The sequence below is a fragment of the Mycobacterium sp. 23 genome, from assembly GCF_048287075.1.
In the GTDB taxonomy this organism is placed as follows: Bacteria; Actinomycetota; Actinomycetes; order Mycobacteriales; family Mycobacteriaceae; genus Mycobacterium; species Mycobacterium gordonae_B.
In genome coordinates this window covers 451,615-471,954 of the sequence record NZ_JBLVUX010000005.1, presented here as the reverse complement: position 1 = coordinate 471,954, position 20,340 = coordinate 451,615, and the positions used below count along the sequence as shown (strand labels likewise).

General features: G+C 66.7%; 17 protein-coding genes. 13 read left to right on the top strand and 4 right to left on the bottom strand.

Annotation, left to right across the window (positions count from 1 at the left end; translation table 11 throughout):
• Positions 1–2: 2 nt before the first annotated feature.
• Positions 3–473, bottom strand: a complete 471-nt coding sequence (locus tag ACNQS7_RS03630) for a nuclear transport factor 2 family protein (protein ID WP_418011468.1) — start codon at positions 471–473, stop codon at positions 3–5.
• The gene (malQ, locus tag ACNQS7_RS03625) at positions 467–2,638 is read right to left on the bottom strand and encodes a 4-alpha-glucanotransferase (protein WP_418011467.1); all 2,172 of its coding nucleotides are present in this window, start codon (positions 2,636–2,638) and stop codon (positions 467–469) included. The genes ACNQS7_RS03630 and malQ overlap by 7 nt, the downstream gene beginning before the upstream one ends.
• Positions 2,639–2,918: 280 nt before the next feature.
• Between malQ and eccB the strand changes: the two genes are divergently transcribed.
• The 5 genes from eccB (at position 2,919) to ACNQS7_RS03600 (ending at position 11,999) form a co-directional block, all read left to right on the top strand.
• On the top strand, positions 2,919–4,448 hold the full coding sequence (gene eccB, locus ACNQS7_RS03620) for a type VII secretion protein EccB (protein WP_418011466.1): 1,530 nt from the start codon (positions 2,919–2,921) through the stop codon (positions 4,446–4,448).
• On the top strand, positions 4,445–8,608 hold the full coding sequence (eccCa, locus tag ACNQS7_RS03615; protein WP_418011465.1) for a type VII secretion protein EccCa: 4,164 nt from the start codon (positions 4,445–4,447) through the stop codon (positions 8,606–8,608). The genes eccB and eccCa overlap by 4 nt, the downstream gene beginning before the upstream one ends.
• 557 nt (positions 8,609–9,165) lie before the next feature.
• Positions 9,166–10,389, top strand: coding sequence for a PPE family protein (locus ACNQS7_RS03610; RefSeq protein ID WP_418011464.1), 1,224 nt, complete (start codon positions 9,166–9,168; stop codon positions 10,387–10,389).
• 74 nt (positions 10,390–10,463) lie between these two features.
• A complete protein-coding gene (locus ACNQS7_RS03605; protein WP_055579982.1) occupies positions 10,464–10,763 on the top strand; it encodes a PE family protein in 300 nt (99 codons plus the stop codon).
• A gap of 9 nt (positions 10,764–10,772) precedes the next feature.
• Positions 10,773–11,999, top strand: coding sequence for a PPE family protein (locus ACNQS7_RS03600; protein ID WP_418011463.1), 1,227 nt, complete (start codon positions 10,773–10,775; stop codon positions 11,997–11,999).
• On the opposite strand, the gene ACNQS7_RS03595 is transcribed toward ACNQS7_RS03600, so the two are convergent.
• Positions 11,996–13,171, bottom strand: a complete 1,176-nt coding sequence (locus tag ACNQS7_RS03595) for a cytochrome P450 (RefSeq protein WP_418011462.1) — start codon at positions 13,169–13,171, stop codon at positions 11,996–11,998. The two genes, ACNQS7_RS03600 and ACNQS7_RS03595, sit on opposite strands and share 4 nt — an antisense overlap.
• A gap of 55 nt (positions 13,172–13,226) precedes the next feature.
• Between ACNQS7_RS03595 and ACNQS7_RS03590 the strand changes: the two genes are divergently transcribed.
• The 3 genes from ACNQS7_RS03590 to ACNQS7_RS03580 all read left to right on the top strand — a co-directional run bounded on the left by ACNQS7_RS03590 (position 13,227) and on the right by ACNQS7_RS03580 (position 16,015).
• Positions 13,227–13,421, top strand: a complete 195-nt coding sequence (locus ACNQS7_RS03590) for a ferredoxin (RefSeq protein ID WP_418011461.1) — start codon at positions 13,227–13,229, stop codon at positions 13,419–13,421.
• Between the two features lie 148 nt (positions 13,422–13,569).
• Positions 13,570–14,763 carry a PPE family protein gene (locus tag ACNQS7_RS03585; RefSeq protein WP_418015865.1) on the top strand — a complete coding sequence of 398 codons (1,194 nt, stop codon included), beginning with the start codon at positions 13,570–13,572 and terminating at the stop codon, positions 14,761–14,763.
• A gap of 37 nt (positions 14,764–14,800) precedes the next feature.
• Positions 14,801–16,015, top strand: coding sequence for a PPE family protein (locus ACNQS7_RS03580; RefSeq protein WP_418011460.1), 1,215 nt, complete (start codon positions 14,801–14,803; stop codon positions 16,013–16,015).
• Positions 16,016–16,028: 13 nt separating this feature from the next.
• On the opposite strand, the gene pstS is transcribed toward ACNQS7_RS03580, so the two are convergent.
• Positions 16,029–17,132, bottom strand: coding sequence for a phosphate ABC transporter substrate-binding protein PstS (gene pstS, locus ACNQS7_RS03575; RefSeq protein ID WP_418011459.1), 1,104 nt, complete (start codon positions 17,130–17,132; stop codon positions 16,029–16,031).
• A 321-nt stretch (positions 17,133–17,453) separates the two neighbouring features.
• Between pstS and ACNQS7_RS03570 the strand changes: the two genes are divergently transcribed.
• From ACNQS7_RS03570 to ACNQS7_RS03550, 5 genes are all read left to right on the top strand, one after another.
• A complete protein-coding gene (locus tag ACNQS7_RS03570) occupies positions 17,454–17,750 on the top strand; it encodes a DUF732 domain-containing protein (protein WP_418011458.1) in 297 nt (98 codons plus the stop codon).
• Between the two features lie 254 nt (positions 17,751–18,004).
• The gene (locus ACNQS7_RS03565; RefSeq protein WP_055579137.1) at positions 18,005–18,304 is read left to right on the top strand and encodes a type VII secretion system ESX-5 target PE19; all 300 of its coding nucleotides are present in this window, start codon (positions 18,005–18,007) and stop codon (positions 18,302–18,304) included.
• Positions 18,305–18,616: 312 nt separating this feature from the next.
• On the top strand, positions 18,617–18,913 hold the full coding sequence (locus ACNQS7_RS03560; RefSeq protein ID WP_055581207.1) for a WXG100 family type VII secretion target: 297 nt from the start codon (positions 18,617–18,619) through the stop codon (positions 18,911–18,913).
• Between the two features lie 17 nt (positions 18,914–18,930).
• Positions 18,931–19,215 carry a WXG100 family type VII secretion target gene (locus ACNQS7_RS03555; protein WP_055579135.1) on the top strand — a complete coding sequence of 95 codons (285 nt, stop codon included), beginning with the start codon at positions 18,931–18,933 and terminating at the stop codon, positions 19,213–19,215.
• 98 nt (positions 19,216–19,313) lie between these two features.
• On the top strand, positions 19,314–20,216 hold the full coding sequence (locus tag ACNQS7_RS03550; protein ID WP_418011456.1) for an ESX secretion-associated protein EspG: 903 nt from the start codon (positions 19,314–19,316) through the stop codon (positions 20,214–20,216).
• Positions 20,217–20,340: the final 124 nt, after the last annotated feature.

Sequence of the window (20,340 nt, the reverse complement as noted above, 5' to 3'; positions counted from 1 at the left end):
GGCTATTCGGGCGGCCGCAGCCGGCGCGCCGGACGGGTTTCGATGGCATTCACGGTCAGCGCCCGGCGGCTGATTCGCCAACCTGCGTCGGTCAGTCGGTACTCGTCGTCGTAGCGCAGATGCCATACGACGTCGACGATTTCGGTCCCGCCGCCCTCGGACGAACGTCGACTCCAGTGGTGGGCGATACCGGTAATGCGCCCACGGGCAAGGCCGGGACCCTCGGCCTCGTCGTACACCTCTCCGACGATCGCGTGCTCGGTGCGGACCAGGCGGGCCACCGCCCCCACCGCGTCAACGATGGCATCGCGGCCCCGATGGGTATGAACCGGTGTCAGCGCGGTCGGTGGATCCGCGACCACCAGCTCCGCGTCGTCAGTGAACAGCGTTGCCACCGAAGCGAATTGACGATCGTCGACGAGAGCGGCGTATCGGTGCACCAGATCACTCAGGGCGACCCGGTCGCTCAGCATGGTTGTGCGGGGATGGTCACCGCGCGCACCGCCTCGAGCAACTCGGCGGCACGGCGATCGGTGAACAGCTCTTCCAGCAGCACCGGCCTGCCGTCCGGGCCGGTCAGGGGGACCCGCCAGTTCGGATACTCATCGGTGGTGCCCGGCTGGTTCTGGGTGCGGCGGTCGCCGACGGCATCGGTCAGTGCCACGCCGAGCAGCCGCGACGGCGTCCGGCCGAGGTAGCGGTAGAGGGCGAGGATCAGCTGTTCGGCACTCTCGTCGCCGTCGGTCAGCAGGCCCACCCGGCGCAACTCGCCCAACCAGGCCGTCCGTTCGCTGGCGGCCGCCTCCTGCTCAACCTCGGCAGGCCGGGTCAGCAGGCCCAGTGCGTCCCGTAGCCGAACGTGATCGCCTGCCAGGTAACCGGCTGTGGGCGGCAGGTCGTGCGTGGTGACCGACGACAGGCAGTACTCGCGCCAACGTTCGGCGGGCAGCGGCGCCCCGGTTGCGTCATCCTTCTCGAACCACAGGATTGAGGTGCCCAGCAGGCCGCGCAGGAGTAAGTAGTCACGCACCCAGGGTTCAACGGTGCCCAGGTCCTCACCGACCACGACCGCTCCCGCCCGGTGGGCCTCCAGCGCGACGATCCCGATCATCGCCTCGTGGTCGTAGCGGACATAGGTGCCTTCGGTGGGCGGCCGCCCCTCGGGAATCCACCACAACCGGAACAGGCCGATGATGTGGTCGATCCGAACTCCGCCGGCATGCCGCAGCACGGCCTGGATCAGGGCGCGAAATGGGCGGTACTCCAGCTCGTCCAGCCGGTCGGGCCGCCACGGAGGCTGGGACCAGTCCTGGCCAAGCTGATTGAACTCGTCCGGTGGCGCACCCGCGGTCACCCCCAGCGCCAGCGAGTCCTGCAGGGCCCACGCGTCGGCGCCGGTGGGATGCACGCCGACGGCCAGGTCATGCATGATGCCCAGCGCCATGCCGGCCCGGAGGGCCTGCGACTGCGCCGCGGCGAGCTGCTCATCCAGTTGCCACTGCAGCCACCGGTGGAAATCGACGGCTGCCGCGTTCTTGGCGGCGAATGCCGCGACACCGGGGGCATCGGGGTGCCGCACCGACTTGGGCCACTGATACCAATCGGTGCCGTGTTTGTCGGCCAAGGCGCACCAGGTGGCGAAGTCGTCCAGGGCGCGGCCCTCTCGGGCCCGGAAGGCGGCGTAGGCCATCTCCCGCCCGGCCGATCTCGGCACGTCGTGGATGAGCTGCAGCGCCGCGCATTTGGCGGCCCAGGCGCTGTCGCGGTCGATGGCGTCCGAGCGTGCGGCCCGCCGCTGGACCCGCCCGCGCAGATCCCGGACCCGGCCGCGCTTGGGCAGGTCGGCGTACTCGGGGATGGCCTCGACGCGCAGGTAGAGCGGGTTGACGAACCGCCGCGAGGTCGGCAGGTACGGCGACGGCTCAATGCGGCCACCGCGCCCGCGTGGACCCGGCAGACAAGCGGCGTGCAACGGGTTGACCAGGAGATAGTCAGCGCCGTGCGCCCAGGCTGACCACAGCGCGAGGTCGCCCAGGTCGTGCAGGTCGCCGATGCCCCAGGACTGCCGCGACCGCACGCTGTAGAGCTGGGTGGCCAGCCCCCAGGCGCGGCGGGCGCCCAGCCGCTCCGGCAGGCCCAGCCAGTCGGGCGTGATGATCAGCGCGGTGCTGGTCCGGTGGTCGCCGGAGCGCAGCTGCACGCGGTGGTAGCCCAGCGGCAGGTCGCCCGGCAGCAGGAAACTGGCCTCGCCGACCTGGCGTCCGTCCAGATCGAACGGCGGGGTGAAGTTGTCGACCTGCACGATGCGACTTTCCGGGCCGCGGACTTCCGTTCCGTCCTCGAGCTGCAGCCACACCTCGGCGGGCTCGCCGTGTGTCACGTGCGCCCAGAATCGCAGTTGGGCGCCCGCGCGTCCGACGATGGTGGGCGGCAGTGACCGGGCCCAGTAGGAGCGCTGGTGTGTGCTGAGCGCGGCATTGCGTTCGTGCTCTGTGCTTGCGGTAACACCGAGGGCGGCCAGGACAGCTACCAGTGTCGCTTCCGGTACGAACACCTGCTGTCCGCTCCAGTCCTGGTAGCTGGTGGCGATGCCGAGCCGGCGGGCGAGTTCGACAAGCGACGGCGCTAGCTCAGTCATGGACAAACATTCTCATGTCCCGCTCCCGCGCACCGAGCTCAGCGGGGCGAGCGAACGCCGATGTGAACAGTCAGCTACTTAGCGCGCCGAGTTCGTCATTCGCAGCTAACATGCCCAGTGAAGTCACGACGACTCCACGGGGGATGGAGCACGCGGATCCGGGCGGCTCTGGCCGCCTGGCGAGGTTTGCGCAGGTGCCCTACGGTTGTCGATGTGATTTGGCGCTTACCTATCAGCGGGCGTTTCATATCCGGGCGTTATGACCGAAAGGTGATCAAGCGTGGCTGAACATAGCCGCGGACAGCGGGGGTCGGGCTACGGCCTCGGGTTGTCGACGCGCACCCAGGTGACGGGCTATCAGTTCCTGGCCCGCCGTACCGCGATGGCGCTGACCCGCTGGCGGGTGCGCATGGAGATCGAGCCGGGCCGTCGCCAGACCCTGGCGGTCGTCGCGTCGGTGTCGGCCGCCCTGGTGATCTGCCTGGGCGCACTGCTGTACTCCTTCCTGAGCCCCGCCGGCCAGATCAATGAGTCGCCGATCATCGCCGACCGCGATTCGGGCGCGCTGTACGTCAAGGTGGGGGACCGCCTCTACCCGGCGCTGAATCTGGCGTCCGCGCGGCTGATCACCGGGCGGCCCGACAACCCGCACCTGGTCAAGGGGAGCCAGATCGCCAACATGCCGCACGGCCCGCTGGTCGGCATCCCGGGTGCGCCCACGGAATTCGCGCCGAAGAGTCCCAGCACGTCGTCCTGGCTGGTCTGCGACACGGTGGGCGGCACCTCGGGTCCCTCGGGCATGCCGTCGCCGGCAGGTGTCACGGTGACCGTGATCGACGGCACACCTGACATGAGCGGTCACCGCCGGATCCTCAACGGATCAGACGCCGTGGTGCTGAGCTATGGCGGGAACACCTGGGTGATCCGTGAGGGCCGCCGGTCGAAGATCGACGCCACCGACCGGTCGGTGCTGCTGCCCCTGGGCCTGACCCCGGAGCAGGTGAGCCAGGCGCGTCCGATGAGCCATGCACTGTACGACGCGCTGCCGGTCGGACCGGAGCTGCTGGTTCCCGACGTGCCGAAATCCGGCGCGCCGGCGACCTTCCAGGGTGCCCCCGGCCCCGTAGGAACGATCCTGGTCACCCCACAGATCAGCGGCCCGCAACAGTATTCGCTGGTGCTGGAAGACGGCGTCCAGACGCTGCCGCCGTTGGTGGCTCAGATCCTGCAGAACGCGGGACGGCCGGGCAACACCAAACCGGTGACAGTGGAACCGTCCGCGCTGGCCAAGATGCCGGTGGTCAACCGGCTGGACTTGTCGGCGTACCCGAACGACCCGTTGAACGTGCTGGACATCCGGGAGAACCCGTCCACGTGCTGGTGGTGGGAACGAACCAACGGAGAAAATCGGGCCCGCGTCCAGGTGGTATCCGGGCCGACCATCCCGATCAAGAGCAGCGAGATGAAGAATGTGGTCAGCCTGGTGAAGTCCGACCTGTCCGGTCGTGAGGCCGACCAGGTCTACTTCGGCCCCAGCTACGCGAATTTCGTGGCAGTCACGGGCAACAACCCGGGCGCTCAGACGGCCGAATCACTGTGGTGGCTCACCAACGCCGGCGCGCGGTTCGGGGTGGACGACACCAAGGAAGCCCGTGATGCGCTCGGTCTGACCGGGCAGCCCAGTCTGGCGCCGTGGGTGGCGCTGCGGTTGCTGCCGCAAGGTCCCACCTTGTCTCGCGCCGACGCCCTGGTGGAGCACGACACCCTACCGATGGACATGACCCCTGCAGAGTTGGTGGTACCGAAGTGAAACGTGGATTTGCACGGCCTACGCCGGAGCGGCCGCCGGTAATCAAGCCGGAGAACATCGTCCTGCCGACGCCGTTGAGCATTCCGCCGCCGGAGGGCAAGCCCTGGTGGTTGATCGTGGTCGGCGTCGTGGTAATCGGACTGCTGGGCGGTATGGTCGCCATGACCTTCGCCAGCGGTTCGCACGTTTTCGGCGGCGTCGGCTCGATCTTCCCGATCTTCATGGTCGGCGGCATGATGCTGATGATGTTCCGCGGCGTCGGCGGCGGTCAGCAGCAGATGAGCCGCCCGAAGCTGGACGCCATGCGCGCCCAGTTCATGCTGATGCTGGACATGCTGCGGGAGACCGCGCAGGAGTCCGCCGACAGCATGGACGCCAACTACCGCTGGTTCCACCCGGCGCCCAACACGCTTGCGGCTGCGGTGGGTTCGCAGCGGATGTGGGAACGCAAGCCCGACGGCAAGGACCTCAACTTCGGTGTCGTTCGCGTCGGCGTGGGCATGACTCGCCCAGAGGTGACCTGGGGCGAGCCGCAGAACATGCCCACCGACATCGAGCTGGAACCGGTGACCGGTAAGGCCCTGCAGGAGTTCGGCCGTTACCAGAGTGTCGTCTACAACCTGCCCAAGATGATCTCCGTGCTGGTGGAGCCCTGGTACGCACTCGTCGGGGAGCGCCCGCAGGTACTCGCCCTGATGCGCTCGATCATCTGTCAGCTCGCGTTCTCGCACGGCCCCGACCACATCCGGCTGATCGTCGTCAGTTCCGACCTCGACGAATGGGACTGGGTCAAGTGGTTGCCGCACTTCGGCGACTCACGGCGCACCGACGCCGCGGGCAGCGCGCGGATGGTCTACAGCTCGGTCCGCGAATTTGCGGCGGAGCAGGCCGAACTGTTCGCCGGTCGCGGGTCGTTCACGCCCCGGCACGCGAGCTCGTCGGCGCAGACCCCGACCCCGCACCACGTGATCATCGCCGACGTCGACGACCCCCAGTGGGAGTACGTGATCAGCGCCGAGGGCGTCGACGGCGTGACGTTCTTCGATCTGACCGGCTCCGAGATGTGGACGAATGTCCCCGAACGCAAGCTGTCGTTCGACAAGATCGGCGTGATCGAGGCGCTGCCCCGCGACCGCGACACCTGGATGGTGATCGACGAGAAGGCGTGGTTCTTCGCCCTGACCGACCAGATGAGCACCGCCGAGGCCGAAGAGTTCGCGCAGAAGCTGGCGCAATGGCGTCTGGCCGAGGCGTACGAGGAGATCGGTCAGCGGGTCGCGCACATCGGCGCCCGGGACATCCTGTCCTACTACGGCATCAGCGATCCGTCCGCGATCGATTTCGAGGACCTGTGGGGGAGCCGTACCGACACCATGGGGCGCTCCCGGTTGCGCGTCCCGTTCGGTAACCGCTCCGACAACGGCGAGTTGCTGTTCCTCGACATGAAGTCGCTGGACGAGGGCGGCGACGGCCCGCACGGCGTCATGTCGGGCACCACCGGTTCCGGTAAGTCGACGCTGGTGCGAACCGTGATCGAGTCCTTGATGCTGGGCCACCCGCCCGAGGAGTTGCAGTTCGTGCTCGCTGACCTCAAGGGTGGGTCGGCGGTCAAGCCGTTCGCCGGGGTGCCGCACGTCTCGCGCATCATCACCGACCTCGAAGAGGACCAGGCGCTCATGGAGCGCTTCCTGGACGCTCTGTGGGGTGAGATCGCGCGCCGCAAGGCGATCTGTGACAGCGCCGGTGTCGACGACGCCAAGGAGTACAACTCCGTGCGGGCCCGGATGCGGGCCCGGGGCCAGGACATGGCGCCGCTGCCGATGCTCGTGGTCGTCATCGACGAGTTCTACGAGTGGTTCCGGATCATGCCGACGGCAGTCGACGTGCTCGACTCGATCGGTCGTCAGGGCCGCGCCTACTGGATCCACCTGATGATGGCGTCGCAGACCATCGAAAGCCGCGCCGAGAAGCTCATGGAGAACATGGGTTACCGCCTGGTGCTGAAGGCCCGGACGGCCGGCGCCGCGCAGGCGGCCGGTGTGCCCAACGCGGTGAACCTGCCGGCTCAGGCCGGTCTGGGCTACTTCCGGAAGAGCCTCGAGGACATCATCCGGTTCCAGGCCGAGTTCCTCTGGCGGGACTACCTGCGCATCTCCACCGTCGACGGTGAGGAAGCGCCGGTGTTGGTGAACACCATCGACTACGTACGACCGCAGCTGTTCACCAACTCCTTCACGCCCATGGAAGTGAGCGTGGGAGGCCCCAGTGTCGACGTGATCGCGAACTACGCGAACGGCGAGGTCGTCGACGCCGGCGAAGAGGTCGAGGAGGAAGAGGAAGCGATCCGGACGCCGAAGGTCGGTACCGTGATCATCGACCAGTTGCGCAAGATCAATTTCGAGCCGTACCGGTTGTGGCAACCGCCGCTGACCGAGCCGGTCGCCATCGACGAGCTGGTGAACCGTCTGCTCGGACGTCCCTGGAACAAGGACTATGGGACGGCGCGCAACCTGGTGTTCCCGATCGGGATCATCGACCGTCCGTTCAAGCACGACCAGCCACCGTGGACGGTGGATGCCTCCGGCCCCGGTGCCAACGTTCTGATCCTGGGCGCGGGTGGCTCCGGCAAGACCACCGCGTTGCAGACGCTGATCTGCTCCGCGGCCCTGACCCACACGCCCGAGCAGGTCCAGTTCTACTGCCTGGCCTACAGCAGCACCGCCCTGACCACGGTGGCGCAACTGCCGCACGTCGGCGAGGTCGCCGGTCCCACCGATCCTTACGGTGTGCGCCGTACGGTGGCCGAGCTGCTGGCATTGGTGCGCGAGCGCAAGCGCAGCTTCCTCGAATACGGCATCGCGTCGATGGAGATGTTCCGCCGGCGCAAATTCGGCGGGGAAGCGGGCCCGGTGCCCAATGACGGGTTCGGCGACGTCTTCCTGGTGATCGACAACTACCGGGCGCTGGCCGAGGAGAACGAGGTGTTGATCGATCAGGTCAACCTGATCATCAACCAGGGTCCCTCGTTCGGTGTGCACGTCATCGTCACCGCCGACCGTGAGTCGGAGCTGCGCCCGCCGGTACGGAGCGGATTCGGCTCCCGCGTCGAATTGCGTTTGGCCGCAGTCGAAGACGCCAAACTGGTGCGCTCGCGTTTCGCCAAGGACGTTCCGGTGAAGCCTGGACGCGGCATGGTGGCGGTCAACTACGTGCGGTTGGACAGCGACCCGCAGGCCGGCCTGCACACCCTGGTGGCCCGGCCGGCTCTGGCCAGCACTCCGAACAACGTCTTCGAGTGTGACAGCGTTGTCGCGGCCGTCAGTCGGCTCACCACCGCGGCGGCCCCGCCGGTGCGTCGCCTGCCGGCCCGATTCGGCGTGGAACAGGTGCGCGAACTGGCGGCACGCGACACCCGTCAGGGTGTCGGCGCCGGCGGAATCGCCTGGGCCATCTCGGAATTGGACCTGCAGCCGGTCTATCTCAACTTCGCCGAGAACTCGCACCTGATGGTCACCGGCCGCCGCGAGTGCGGTCGCACCACGACGCTGGCCACGATCATGTCCGAGATCGAGCGGTTGTATGCGCCCGGCTCCAGCAGTGCTCCGACACCTCCGCCCGGACGGCCGTCGGCGCAGGTATGGCTGATCGACCCGCGCCGTCAGCTGCTCACCGCGCTGGGCTCTGACTACGTGGAGAAGTTCGCCTACAACCTCGACGGCGTGGTCGCGATGATGGGCGAGCTGGCGGCGGCTCTGGCCGGACGCGAACCCCCGCCCGGCCTGTCCGCCGAAGAGCTGCTGTCCCGGTCGTGGTGGAGCGGTCCGGAGATCTTCCTGATCGTCGACGACATCCAGCAGCTCCCGCCGGGCTTCGATTCGCCGCTGCACAAGGTGGTTCCGTTCGTGAACCGGGCCGCCGACGTCGGGCTGCACGTGATTGTCACGCGCACCTTCGGTGGTTGGTCGTCCGCGGGCAGCGACCCGATGCTGCGTGCGCTGCATCAGGCCAACGCGCCACTGCTGGTGATGGACGCCGACCCCGACGAGGGCTTCATCCGCGGCAAGATGAAGGGCGGTCCGCTGCCCCGCGGTCGAGGCCTGCTGATGGCCGAGGACACCGGCGTATTCGTTCAGGTCGCCGCGACCGAGGTGCGCAAGTAGCCCGCGCGACGTCATAACCGAAGCAAAGCCGCCGCGTCGGTGGCCGGCTCCCTCACTGGGAGCGCGCCGACGCGGCGGTTTTTGTTGTCGGGCGGCGCCGGGCGACATCTCGGTGAACATTGCCCTCGGAAATAGTGTCGCTCGCTTATTCGTCGCCCGATCCGCTCTGCCGTTGGCCCAGGTCAGGCGAGTGCGCCGATTCGGTTGTTTAACGCCGACTGAACAGCAGTTTGCCGGGAGGGAATAGTCGGTGTCATCGGTATCCCAGCCCGATATCGGGTTCTAATGTGTTTTCTATGTGCCGGTGCGAAAACGAACAGAACAGCTACTGACGATGCTAATATCTTCAACCTTTTCGCGGGTTGAAGGTCCGTTTCGTTCGGTGGCTGTGCGTTATCACCACGCCGGCGCAGTACGACCGACCCGCCCTATGACCAGGCCGGGTCGACCGGGGGAGCAATTGCAGCAAGGCAGCTGCGTGGGCCGGGTACGGCCCGATCAATGCCAATGCCAACACCGGGATCGCCGTTCTGGTCTCGGCTGGCTGAGGAGGGGTGGTGTTGGACTTCGGAGCTTTACCGCCCGAAATCAACTCGGGACGGATCTATGCCGGCCCTGGCGCGGGGCCGATGCTGGCCGCCGCGGCGGGCTGGGATGGCCTCGCCGCCGAAATGAGCACGGCTGCAACGGGATACGGCTCGGTGATCACCGAGCTGGCCGGCTCACCGTGGGTGGGACCGGCATCTCAGTCGATGGTGGCCGCCGCCGCGCCGTATGTGGCATGGATGACCGCCACCGCGGAGCAGGCCGAGCAGGCCGCGATGCAGGCGCGGGCGGCCGCCGCCGCCTACGACGCCGCGTTCGCCATGACGGTGCCGCCGCCGGTGGTCGCGGCCAACAGGGCCTTGTTGGCCACACTGATCGCCACTAACTTCTTCGGTCAGAACACACCGGCGATCGCCGCGACCGAGGCGCACTACGCAGAGATGTGGGCTCAGGACGCAGTCGCGATGTACGGCTATGCAGCTTCCTCTGCGACCGCGTTGCAACTGAGTCCGTTCACTGCGCCCCCGCTGACCACCAACGCCGGCGCGGAGGCCGGGCAGGCCGCCGCCGTCGGCCAGGCTGCGGCGACCCCGGCCGGCAACGCCGCGGCAACCGTGGCGCCGGCCCTGGCAGCGGGCTCCATGTTGAGCGGGCTGGAATCGTCGGTGTCCACCGCGGCGCCGTTGAGCGGCATCGAGGAGATCCTGACTGGATTGGGATTCTCCTTCACCCCCGACTCCGTCGCGCTCCCATCGTGGTTCCTCGGACCGAACGGGCTGATCGCGACGGCATTCGGAAACTCCACGAACATCTGGAACTCGGTCACCAACTACCCGTACTTCGCACTGGGCTCGGTGAACTCACTCGTCGCATGGGGCGGCGGCCTGCTACCCGGCGCACCCGCCCCCAACCCGGCACTGGGTGGGGCCCTGCCACCCCCGGGTGCCATCGGCGCCTGGGGGACACCGGTATCCGCGGGCTGGGGCCAGGCCGGCGCGATCGGCAAGCTGTCGGTCCCGCCGACCTGGGCCGCGAACACCGTCTCGCAGGTCACGCCGCTGCCGCCGGGTTCCGCGGGTTTCGACGGCCTGGGCGCCACGGCCGCCAAATCCACCACCAACGGCATGCTCAGCGGATTGCCGGGCAGCGGAATCGGCCGTCGCGCTGCCGGGGGCTACACCAACAAGTACGGGTTCAAATACAACGTGCTGACCCGCTCGCCGTCGGCCGGATAACCCGAAGGAGTCCGAGGAACCGTTCAACTGCAACGAAACATGTTCATTCGCAGTCTTATTCGAGGAGGAAACAGATGTCATACGTAACTACGCAACCAGAAGCACTGTCGTCGGCCGCGGCGAGTTTGCAAGGTATCGGTTCGTCCGTCAGCGCTCAGAACGCGGCGGCCGCCGCCGCGACGACCGGAGTGGTTCCGGCCGCCGCGGATGAGGTATCGGCGCTGACGGCAGCACAATTCGCCGCGCACGCCCAGATGTACCAGGCGGTCAGCGCCCAGGCCGCGGCCATCCACGAGATGTTCGTGAAGACCCTGGGTACCAGCGCCGGATCGTATGCAGCCACCGAGGCCGCCAACGCGGCCGCGAGCAGATAGGGCCACACCATGGATTTCGGGGCATTGCCGCCGGAAGTCAATTCGGCACTGATGTATTCGGGTCCTGGCTCGGGGCCGATGGTGGCCGCCGCGTCCGCCTGGAACGGGCTGGCCGCGGAATTGAATGCGTCCGCCCTCGCCTACGACGAGGTGGTCACCGGGCTCGCCAGCGAGGAGTGGATGGGGCCGGCATCCGCCTCGATGACAGAAGCGATCACGCCCTACGTCGCATGGATGAGCACCACCGCGACACAGGCCGAACAGGCCGCCGGGCAGGCCACCGCCGCGGCTGCCGCCTATGAGAACGCGTTCGCCGCCACGGTTCCGCCGCAACTCGTGGCACTCAACCGCGACGAGTTGGCACAGGCCATGGCCACCAACGTCTTTGGGCAGAACAACAACGTGATTGCGGCCCTGGAAGCGCAGTACGGCGAGATGTGGGCGCAGGACTCCGCCGCCATGTACCAATACGCGGGATCGTCGGCCTCCGCAGCCAAGGTGACCCCGTTCGCCGCGCCCCCGGAGACGGCCAACCCGGCCGCATCGGCCGTCCAGGGTGCCGCGGTGTCCCAGGCCACCGCGACCGCGGCCGGGTCGGCGCAGCAGACTTTGTCGGACCTGCTCGGTGGAATCCAGAGTCAGCTGAACAATCTGGCGTCGCCGGGAAACATGGCCCTGCTCGGCTTGAATCCGACCAGCGAGTCGCTGACCGGCATCACGTTCAACCCGAACTCCGTGCTGGGATCCGCGCTCACCGGGATCGGCGGCAACAGCACGCTGAACCCGCAGTGGCTCATCACCGCGTTCCGGAACTTCGCCGGTCCCATCTACAACATCGAGGGTTTGCCGTACTTCTCCACCGGTATGGCCAACACGTTGCTCTCCCTGAGCAAGGGGCTGGCACCGGCAGCCTCGTCGGCCGCCGCCGGCGCCGCGCACGGGCTCGGCGGACTGGGTAGCCTGCTGGGCGGCGGTGGCGGACAGGTCGCTGCCAGCCTCGGGCAGGCCGCATCCGTCGGCAAGCTGTCGGTGCCGCCGGCAATCGCGACGCTCGGTCCGGCCGTCAGTCACGCGGCGCCGATCCCGATCAACACCGTCAGCGCTACCCCGGAAGCCACGGGAAACCTGCTGGGCGGCATGCCGTTAGGCGGTCTCGGGGCCGGCGCGGCCGCCGCCGGTGGGCAGAAGTACGGCTTCCGCCCGACCGTCATGGCGCGACCGCCGTTCGCCGGTTAGCCGAAGATCAGCGGCAGTGAGGTGAGGGCGAACGTCTTGGAGGGGAAGGCGATTTCGGGCCGATAGGAGTCCGGAAGCCCGAAATCGGGGACGCGGCGCAGCCACTCGGCGACGACCACGGTCAGTTCCATTCTGGCCAGATGCGAACCCAGGCAGCGGTGCGGTCCACCTCCGAAGCCCCAGTGGCGGTGCACCTTTCCGTCCACCAGCAGCCCGTCGGTAGATACCGCGTCGCTGCCGTCGCGGTTGATGGCAGCAAGACACAGCCGCACCTGCGACCCGGGAGGCAAGGTCATTCCACCCACCGTGGCGAATTCGGTGGTAACCCGCGGTGCCACCGGCGCCGACGGCTCCAGCCGCACCACTTCTTCGATGAAGACTCTGATCTGGCGGGGGTCGTCACGAAGCTCCGCGCGTAATGGCGGCCTGCGGGCCAGTTCCAGCAAGGCGAATCCGATGGCCGCGGTCACCGTGTCGAGACCTGCCAGAATCAGCAGGTGGCTCATGCCCAGCAGTTCGAGATCGGACAGGTCTCCCGGCCCGGTCATGATCGCGGACAACATGTCTGGGCCCGGCTGCCGCCGGCGCTGCCGAATCGCGTCGTTCAGATATTCGAACAACTCGACCTGACCCTCCTGCGCCTCGGCCACGGTGAGAAAGGGTTTGTCACCGACGATCGAGTCCTTCCATGCGATCAGCCGATCACGATCGCGCAGTGGTAGCCCGTAGAGGTCCAGGAACACCTGGAAGGGATACAAGCGCGCCAAATCCGCCATCGCGTCGCACTGTCCCTGTTCGGCGAGCTCAGCGATCATCGTGGCCGCGTGGCGCTGCAACACCGGCCGCGACCTGCTCAGGGCATGCGGGCTGAAATAGGGCTGCAAGATCTTGCGGTAGCGGGTGTGCTCGGGGGGGTCGAACGAAAGCGGAAGTACCGGAAGCGGATTGGTAGGCGGCTGCAACAGGCGCGAGGAGAACACCTGGGGGTTGCGCAAGGCGGTGAGCACGTCTTCGCGCCGCGTCAGGTAGTAGGAACCGTTCATGAACACCACCGGTCCGGCGTCTCGCAGCATCCGCCAGCCGACCCCCCGGTCATCGGTCAACGGCAGCGACGAGTATTCGAGCCTGGGCAGGTGGAATGACCCTGACCGGTTACCACCCGGAGCGCTCATGAGGCGAAGTCTCCCATGCCACTCCCTGAGGTTATTGACGACTAAGCTTCCCCCGGTGAAGGTGCGTCTGGACCGATCGAAATGCGTTGGACACGCACAGTGCTACGCCGTGGACCCGGAGCTGTTCCCGATCGACGAGTCGGGGTATTCGACCCTCGAAGAACACGCGGTGGCACCAGGGGACGAGGAACGGACCTGCGACGGGGCCGCCTCCTGCCCCGAGATGGCGATCATTCTGGAAGCGGACTGAGATCTGAACTGTCGATTAACAGACGTCGACGGGCAGTGAATAGTTGGCATTGGCCGATCCAAAGCCCGAACCCCCCCTTTAAATTCCAATCAGCCCAGATTCGTGAGGCTGCTCCGCGCGATAGCGACGCCGATCGTCAGGAGGGGTGTTGTTCGACTTCGGGGCGCTGCCGCCTGAGATCAATTCCGGCCGCATGTACAGCGGCCCGGGACCCGGTCCGCTGCTGGCCGCGGCCACCGCCTGGGATGGCATCGCATGCGAGTTATCATCGGCTGCAACAGGTTACGAGTCCGTCATTACCGAATTGACCAGCTCGCCATGGGTCGGTCCGGCGTCGCGCTCCATGCTCTCCGCGGTGACACCCTATGTGGGCTGGCTCAATGCCGCCGCGGGTCAGGCGGAGAGCGCGGCCACCCAGGCCCGGGCAGCGGTGGCGGCTTATGAGACCGCGTTCACCCTCACGGTGCCGCCGCCAGTGATCGCGGCCAACCGGGTTCTGTTGATGACGCTGATCGCAACCAACTTCTTCGGTCAGAACCTCCCGGCGATCGCGGCGACCGAAGCCGATTATCTGGAGATGTGGGCCCGGGACGCCGCCGTCATGTACGGGTATGCGGCGGCGTCCGCGCTGGCAACCGAACTGAACAGGTTCTCGGTGCCCCCGAACACCACAATTCCGGCGGCGGTCGACGATTCAGCGCAGAGCACCGCGCCGACGATTCCGCAGCTGCTGACTTCGGCTGCGCTCCCGCAGCATTCCGCAGGGTCCGCGGCCGCCGGCACTCCCGATGTAGTGATCATCGCCGACACGCCGATCAGCACCGTTCCATTGCTCGGCTGGCTTCCGACGCCGGAGAACAACTGGGCCGGACTGTACCCGGGCATGTACACCGCCATCAGGCAGACGTTGCAGGCCTACTTCGGAGTGGGCATCGGCAACTTCGGCTGGTCCATCGCACAACAGCTGCAACCCGGCCTCGGCACAACCGCAGGTTCGGGTGGCGCCTGGTACCCGACACCGCAGTTCGCCGCCCTGGGTGCCGGCGGCTGGAACTTTCACAGCGGGGCAAATCTGTCCGCAAGCGTCGCGTCGTCCAGCAAGATCGGCGCGCTGTCGGTCCCGGCGAGCTGGGCCGGTGCGCCCGCCGCCGAACACGTGGCACCGAGCGTGACGAGCACCCAGTTCACGGCGTCCCCCGGCGAGCCTGGCCACGTCAACGGCGTGAACGCCGCGCTGCGCGGATTCCCTTCCGGAGCGCGCGGCGGCCAGCGCGCGGGCAACATGGGCGTCCGCTATGGACTTCGTTACACCGTACTCACCCGACCACCGTCAGCCGGATGAATTGTCCCGATTCGCAACGCTATTGAGGAGTCGCAAGATGGCAACCGATTTTGGGGTGCTGCCGCCCGAGGTCACCTCGGCGATGATGTATTCCGGTCCGGGAGCGGCATCCTTCGTGTCCGCGGCGTCCGCCTGGAATGCGCTGGCAGCCGAGCTCGCGTCGACAGCGCAGGCCTACGAAGCCGTGCTCAGTGGGCTGGTCGGCGAAGAGTGGCTGGGACCGGCTTCGGCGACGATGGCACAGGCCGCCCAGCCGTATGTGGACTGGCTGACGGCTACCGCCGCGCAGGCCGAACGTGCGGCTGGCCAGTCACAGTCGGCGGCGGCCGCCTTCGAGACCGCGTTCGCCTCGATCGTGCCGCCGCCGCTGGTAGCGGCCAACCGTGCCGAACTGGCGGAAGCGCTGCAGACCAACATCTTTGGTCTGAACAACGGCGTGATCGCCCAACTGGAAGCCCAGTACGCGGAAATGTGGGCGCAGAACGCTCTGACGATGTACGGGTATGCGTCGTCCTCCGCGCTCGCGTCGAAGCTGGAATCGTTTACGTCCCCTGCGCCGATCGCCGCGGGCACCACCACGCAGGCCGCAGCGGTCGCCGCGGCGCAGGCCGCCCCGGCGGCTTCCGTCCAGGAGTCACTGCAGAGCTTCTTCAGTCAGGTCACCGGCCGGCTGGGCCTGCTGGCCACCCCGGCCGGCACACAGCAACTGCTGACCGAGACGGCGACCCAATTCCCGATTCTCACCGAGATCTGGTTCCTGCTGACCGGTCAGACCACACTGCCGAACAACCTGGGCACCTTCATGCAGGGCTACTCGAACTACGCGAGTTTCTTCTACAACACCGAAGGCCTGCCGTACTTCAGCGTCGGCATGGGCAACTTCGGTGTTCAGATGGCCAAATCGGCGGGCTTGCTCGGCGGCGCGGCTCCCGCCGCCGCGGCCGCGGTACCGGCGCCCCCGCTCACCGCGGGACTCGGTGCCGGCGGGCAGGTGGCAGCCGGCCTGGGCAACGGCGCCCACATCGGCCACCTGGCCGTGCCCTCGTCGTGGCCGGGCGCGTCGGCGGCTCCGGCCGTTCGCCCGGCCGTCCAGATGATCAGCGAACCCATCACCGCCGCGGAGTCCGCGGGAAGCGGAAATGTGTTGGGCGGCATGCCTGTCGGCGGCGGAGGCAACACCCGTGGAGCGGGGGCGGCCCCGCGCTACGGGATCAAGCCCACCGTCATGCCCCGCCAGCTACCGGTCGGCTGAAACGTATTCGTTCTCACGAGATGGCGTTGACCGCAGCCGACAGTCGCGACTTCAATGCGTCCGGGATCGGGATGTAGCCGTTGTCCGCCAACCCGTTCTGACCCGGTCCGATGGTGCTCTGCAGGAACGCCCGGACCCCCGCACCGACTTGGGCATCGGGGTACTTCGAGCACACGATCTCGTATGTCGCGAGCACGATCGGATAAGAACCGGGCTGAGTGGGCCGGTAGAACGAGATGGTGTCGAGGACCAGGTCGTTGCTCTTGTTGACGATGCCGGCCGAGGCGATCGTCTTCGCCACTGAGTCGGCGCTGATGGCGACCGGCTCCGGACCGGCGGAGGTGACGATCCTGGCCATCTCCAGCTTCTGCTCCTGGGCGAACGACCATTCGTTGTAGCTGATCGCACCCTCGGTGCGCTTGACGGCGGTCGCGGTGCCCTCGTTGCCCACGGCCGCCTCTCCGACCCCACCCCTGAACTGTTTGCCGGCGCCCTTACCCCAGGCACTGCCGCCCGCCGTGTCGAGATAGCGCTGGAAGTTGTCCGACGTTCCTGAGTCGTCGCCGCGGAACACCACGCGAATCGGTTCGGTGGGTAGCTTGGCGGCGGGATTCAGCGCCACGATGGCGGGATCGTTCCAGGTGACGATGGATCCGTTGAAAATCTTCGCGGCTGTCGGACCATCCAGCGTCAGCGCCGGCACCCCGTCCACGCGATAGGTGATGGCGACCGGTCCGAACACCACCGGCAGGTTCCACGCCGGGGCACCGCAACGCCGCTGGGCATCGGCATACTCGCGCGGGCTCAGCGGCGAGTCCGAGCCGCTGAAGTCGGTTTGGTTGTCCAGGAACGCGCGGATCCCCGCTCCGGACCCGTCCGGGGTGTAATCCGTCGTCTGCCCGGGACATGCCCCCTCGAAAGCCCTGACGAACCGGGTCATCGCGTTCGCCTGCGCCGTTGACCCGCTGGCCTTCAGGATCTTTTTCCCGCCGCAATTCACCGCGGTGTCGCCGCTCCCCGGTTCCGGGGCGGTCCGATTATGACCACCACATCCGGAGGCCAGCAGAACGATGGCAGCAAACGCCGCCCAGAAAGGGCCGATTCGGTTGATGAGCAATTCATTCCTCGTATTCAGAAATAGAAACTCGGTATTCTGCGGTGCTCGCTATAGCGCAGGATGAAACCCTACTGGCAATGCCTCGGTCGCAAATTAATGGCGAGTGGCGTCGCCGCGACTCGAATGTGAACGGCAGGTCACAGGCACCGTCTTCCGCCGCTACGTCCACACGGCGTGCCACCGAAGTGGCCGGCGGGTAAACAAAAAAAGTACAACTTCCGCTCAACTGGAACCGGGGACCGGCACTGGCGAAAATTGAGGCGCAAGTAAATGCGAAGTGGTGGGAGCCGCCGAATGTATTCGCGTCGTATGGTGCCGGCAGTGCTGCTCGCAGTGCTAGCCCCACTGGCGGTCGCAACCGCACACGCCGATATGACCGACGACAAGTTCATCGCCGAACTGAAGTCCGAGGGCATCATCGACCACATATCCAGTGCGCATGCGATCGAGGCAGGGCATTTCGTCTGCGTAAGACTCGACAACGGCATGTCACCCAGCGACGTGGCGAACGACGTGCTGAACAGCAGCAGCATGCCCGCCTACCACTCCGGCTTCTTCGTCGGCGCGGCGATCGACGCCTACTGCCCGCGCCACAAGGCCGAACTGCCCGCCGCGTAGACCGTTGCATACGCCGGGAAAAGCCCAGCTCACCGCCTGCCCAGGGATAGCCGGGTACGAGGTTGCTGTGGACTGCCGCGAGTGTCCTCCGAAGCAGGTCAGGCGCTGTTACTGTGTCGTTACGAGAGGTCAACTCGTATTGCCGTCTAGTGAACAAATGTCGACCAGGCGGCATCGAAGGCGACCTGGCGCCAGGCAGTCATCTACTCTCGTCCAGGGAGCGGTTGCTGGGATGAATTTAGGGAGGAAACAGCATGTCGTTCGTGACCACACAGCCGGAGGCGCTCGCCGCTGCGGCCGGAAACCTGCAGGGTATCGGCACCACAATGAGCGCTCAGAACGCTGCCGCTGCGGCGCCGACCACGGGGGTGGTTCCTGCCGCAGCCGATGAGGTCTCGGCGCTGACCGCGGCCCAATTCGCGGCGCACGCTCAGATGTACCAGGCCGTCAGCGCTCAGGCGGCGGCCATTCACGAGATGTTCGTCAACACCTTGTCGACCAGCTCCGGCTCGTACGCGGCCACCGAGGCCGCCAACGCAGCGGCAGCCGGCTGACGATTTGGCGCATTGAGATTTCGGGACGGGCAGCCGGGGGCGTGAGGTCCACTGCGACGTTCCAAAAGGCGGTGATTTCGGGGTTTGACGGCCGGTCGGGGCCATCGCTCACGAATCACCTGCATTCGCCGTCAATCCGGACACCGGCGTTCGGGTTCGACACCTTTCCGACCGTGGAGCACCCGGTGGCCGCCGGCTGACCGAAAGGGGAGATTCGCAGTACTACCGGTCGGCGGATACGTCCGCGTGTAGCCGATCGGCCATCGTGCCTTAACTAACCGATCAGCAGTAACGAGTTAAAGGAGAAATCAGGTGACTACACGTTTCATGACTGACCCGCACGCAATGCGGGACATGGCGGGCCGTTTCGAGACCCACGCCCAGACCGTCGAGGACGAGGCCCGTCGCATGTGGGCGTCCTCGCAGAACATCTCGGGTGCGGGCTGGAGCGGTCTGGCCTCGGCGACCTCGCTGGACACCATGGGCCAGATGAACACGGCGTTCCGCAACATCGTGAACATGCTGCACGGCGTTCGTGACGGACTGATCCGCGACGCGAACAACTACGAGCAGCAAGAGCAGGCCTCCCAGCAGATCCTCAGCAGCTAAGGAAAGGACTTCGAACAATGACGATCAATTACCAGTTCGGCGACGTCGACGCTCACGGCGCGCTCATCCGCGCCCAGGCCGCCAACCTCGAGGCCGAGCACCAGGCCATCGTTCGCGATGTGCTGGCTGCCGGTGACTTCTGGGGCGGCGCCGGTTCGGTGGCTTGCCAGGAGTTCATCGCCCAGTTGGGCCGCAACTTCCAGGTGATCTACGAGCAGGCCAACGCACACGGCCAGAAGGTTCAGTCAGCCGGCAGCAACATGGCGCAGACCGACAGCGCCGTCGGCTCCAGCTGGGCCTAAAACCGAACTCCAGGCGCGGCAGCACACCAATCACTGGTGTGCTGCCGTGTCCTGCAGTTAACTGGAAGTCCGAATAAAAAAAGACCATTGAGGTAGGGATGGATCAACAGAGCACCCGCACCGACATCACCGTCAACGTCGACGGCTTCTGGATGCTTCAGGCGTTGCTGGATATCCGGCATGTCGCGCCGGAGTTGAGGTGCCGGCCTTACGTATCCACCGACAACAATGACTGGCTCAACGAGCATCCGGGCATGGCGGTCATGCGCGAGCAGGGCATCGTGGTCGGCGACGCGGTCAATGAGCAGGTGGCCGCGCGAATGAAAGTACTCGCCGCACCGGACATCGAGGTCGTCGCGCTGCTGTCGCGCGGCAAGCTGCTCTACGGCGTGGTGGACGACGAGAATCAGCCCCCCGGCTCGCGCGACATCCCCGACAACGAATTCCGGGTGGTGCTGGCCCGCCGCGCCAACCACTGGGTCTCCGCGGTGCGGGTGGGCAATGACATCACCGTCGACGACGTCGTCGTCTCGGACAGCGCCTCGATCGCCGCACTCGTGATCGACGGTCTCGAGTCGATTCACCACGCCGACCCGGCGGCGATCAACGCCGTCAACGTGCCACTGGAAGAGATGCTCGAGGCCACCAAGTCGTGGCAGGAGTCCGGCTTCAACGTGTTTTCCGGCGGCGATCTGCGACGCATGGGCATCAGCGCCTCTACGGTAGCTGCGCTGGGTCAGGCACTGTCGGACCCCGCGGCCGAGGTTGCGGTGTACGCGCGCCAGTATCGCGACGACGCCAAGGGCCCGAGCGCCTCCGTGCTGTCCCTCAAGGACGGCTCCGGCGGCCGCATCGCGCTCTATCAGCAGGCCCGCACGGCCGGCTCCGGCGAGGCATGGCTGGCAATCTGCCCGGCCACACCGCAGCTGGTCCAGGTGGGCGTGAAGACGGTTTTGGACACATTGCCGTACGGCGAGTGGAAATCACACAGCAGGGTTTAACAGCGCCGTTACCAAACGCGCGGTGTAACAACATTTTTGAACATAAAATGCGAGCGAGATGCCAACACGGCATACTGCTTTCGGAACAGGCTGCAAAACCTAAAACGCTATACGTCAACCACAA

Excerpts from the sequence above, each read along its gene's own strand:
- ACNQS7_RS03630 (WP_418011468.1), bottom strand. The coding sequence starts at position 473 with ATGCTGAGCGACCGGGTCGCCCTGAGTGATCTGGTGCACCGATACGCC.
- malQ (WP_418011467.1), bottom strand. The coding sequence starts at position 2,638 with ATGACTGAGCTAGCGCCGTCGCTTGTCGAACTCGCCCGCCGGCTCGGC.
- ACNQS7_RS03605 (WP_055579982.1), top strand. The coding sequence starts at position 10,464 with ATGTCATACGTAACTACGCAACCAGAAGCACTGTCGTCGGCCGCGGCG.
- ACNQS7_RS03600 (WP_418011463.1), top strand. The coding sequence starts at position 10,773 with ATGGATTTCGGGGCATTGCCGCCGGAAGTCAATTCGGCACTGATGTAT.
- ACNQS7_RS03595 (WP_418011462.1), bottom strand. The coding sequence starts at position 13,171 with ATGAGCGCTCCGGGTGGTAACCGGTCAGGGTCATTCCACCTGCCCAGG.
- ACNQS7_RS03580 (WP_418011460.1), top strand. The coding sequence starts at position 14,801 with ATGGCAACCGATTTTGGGGTGCTGCCGCCCGAGGTCACCTCGGCGATG.
- ACNQS7_RS03565 (WP_055579137.1), top strand. The coding sequence starts at position 18,005 with ATGTCGTTCGTGACCACACAGCCGGAGGCGCTCGCCGCTGCGGCCGGA.
- ACNQS7_RS03555 (WP_055579135.1), top strand. The coding sequence starts at position 18,931 with ATGACGATCAATTACCAGTTCGGCGACGTCGACGCTCACGGCGCGCTC.
- ACNQS7_RS03550 (WP_418011456.1), top strand. The coding sequence starts at position 19,314 with ATGGATCAACAGAGCACCCGCACCGACATCACCGTCAACGTCGACGGC.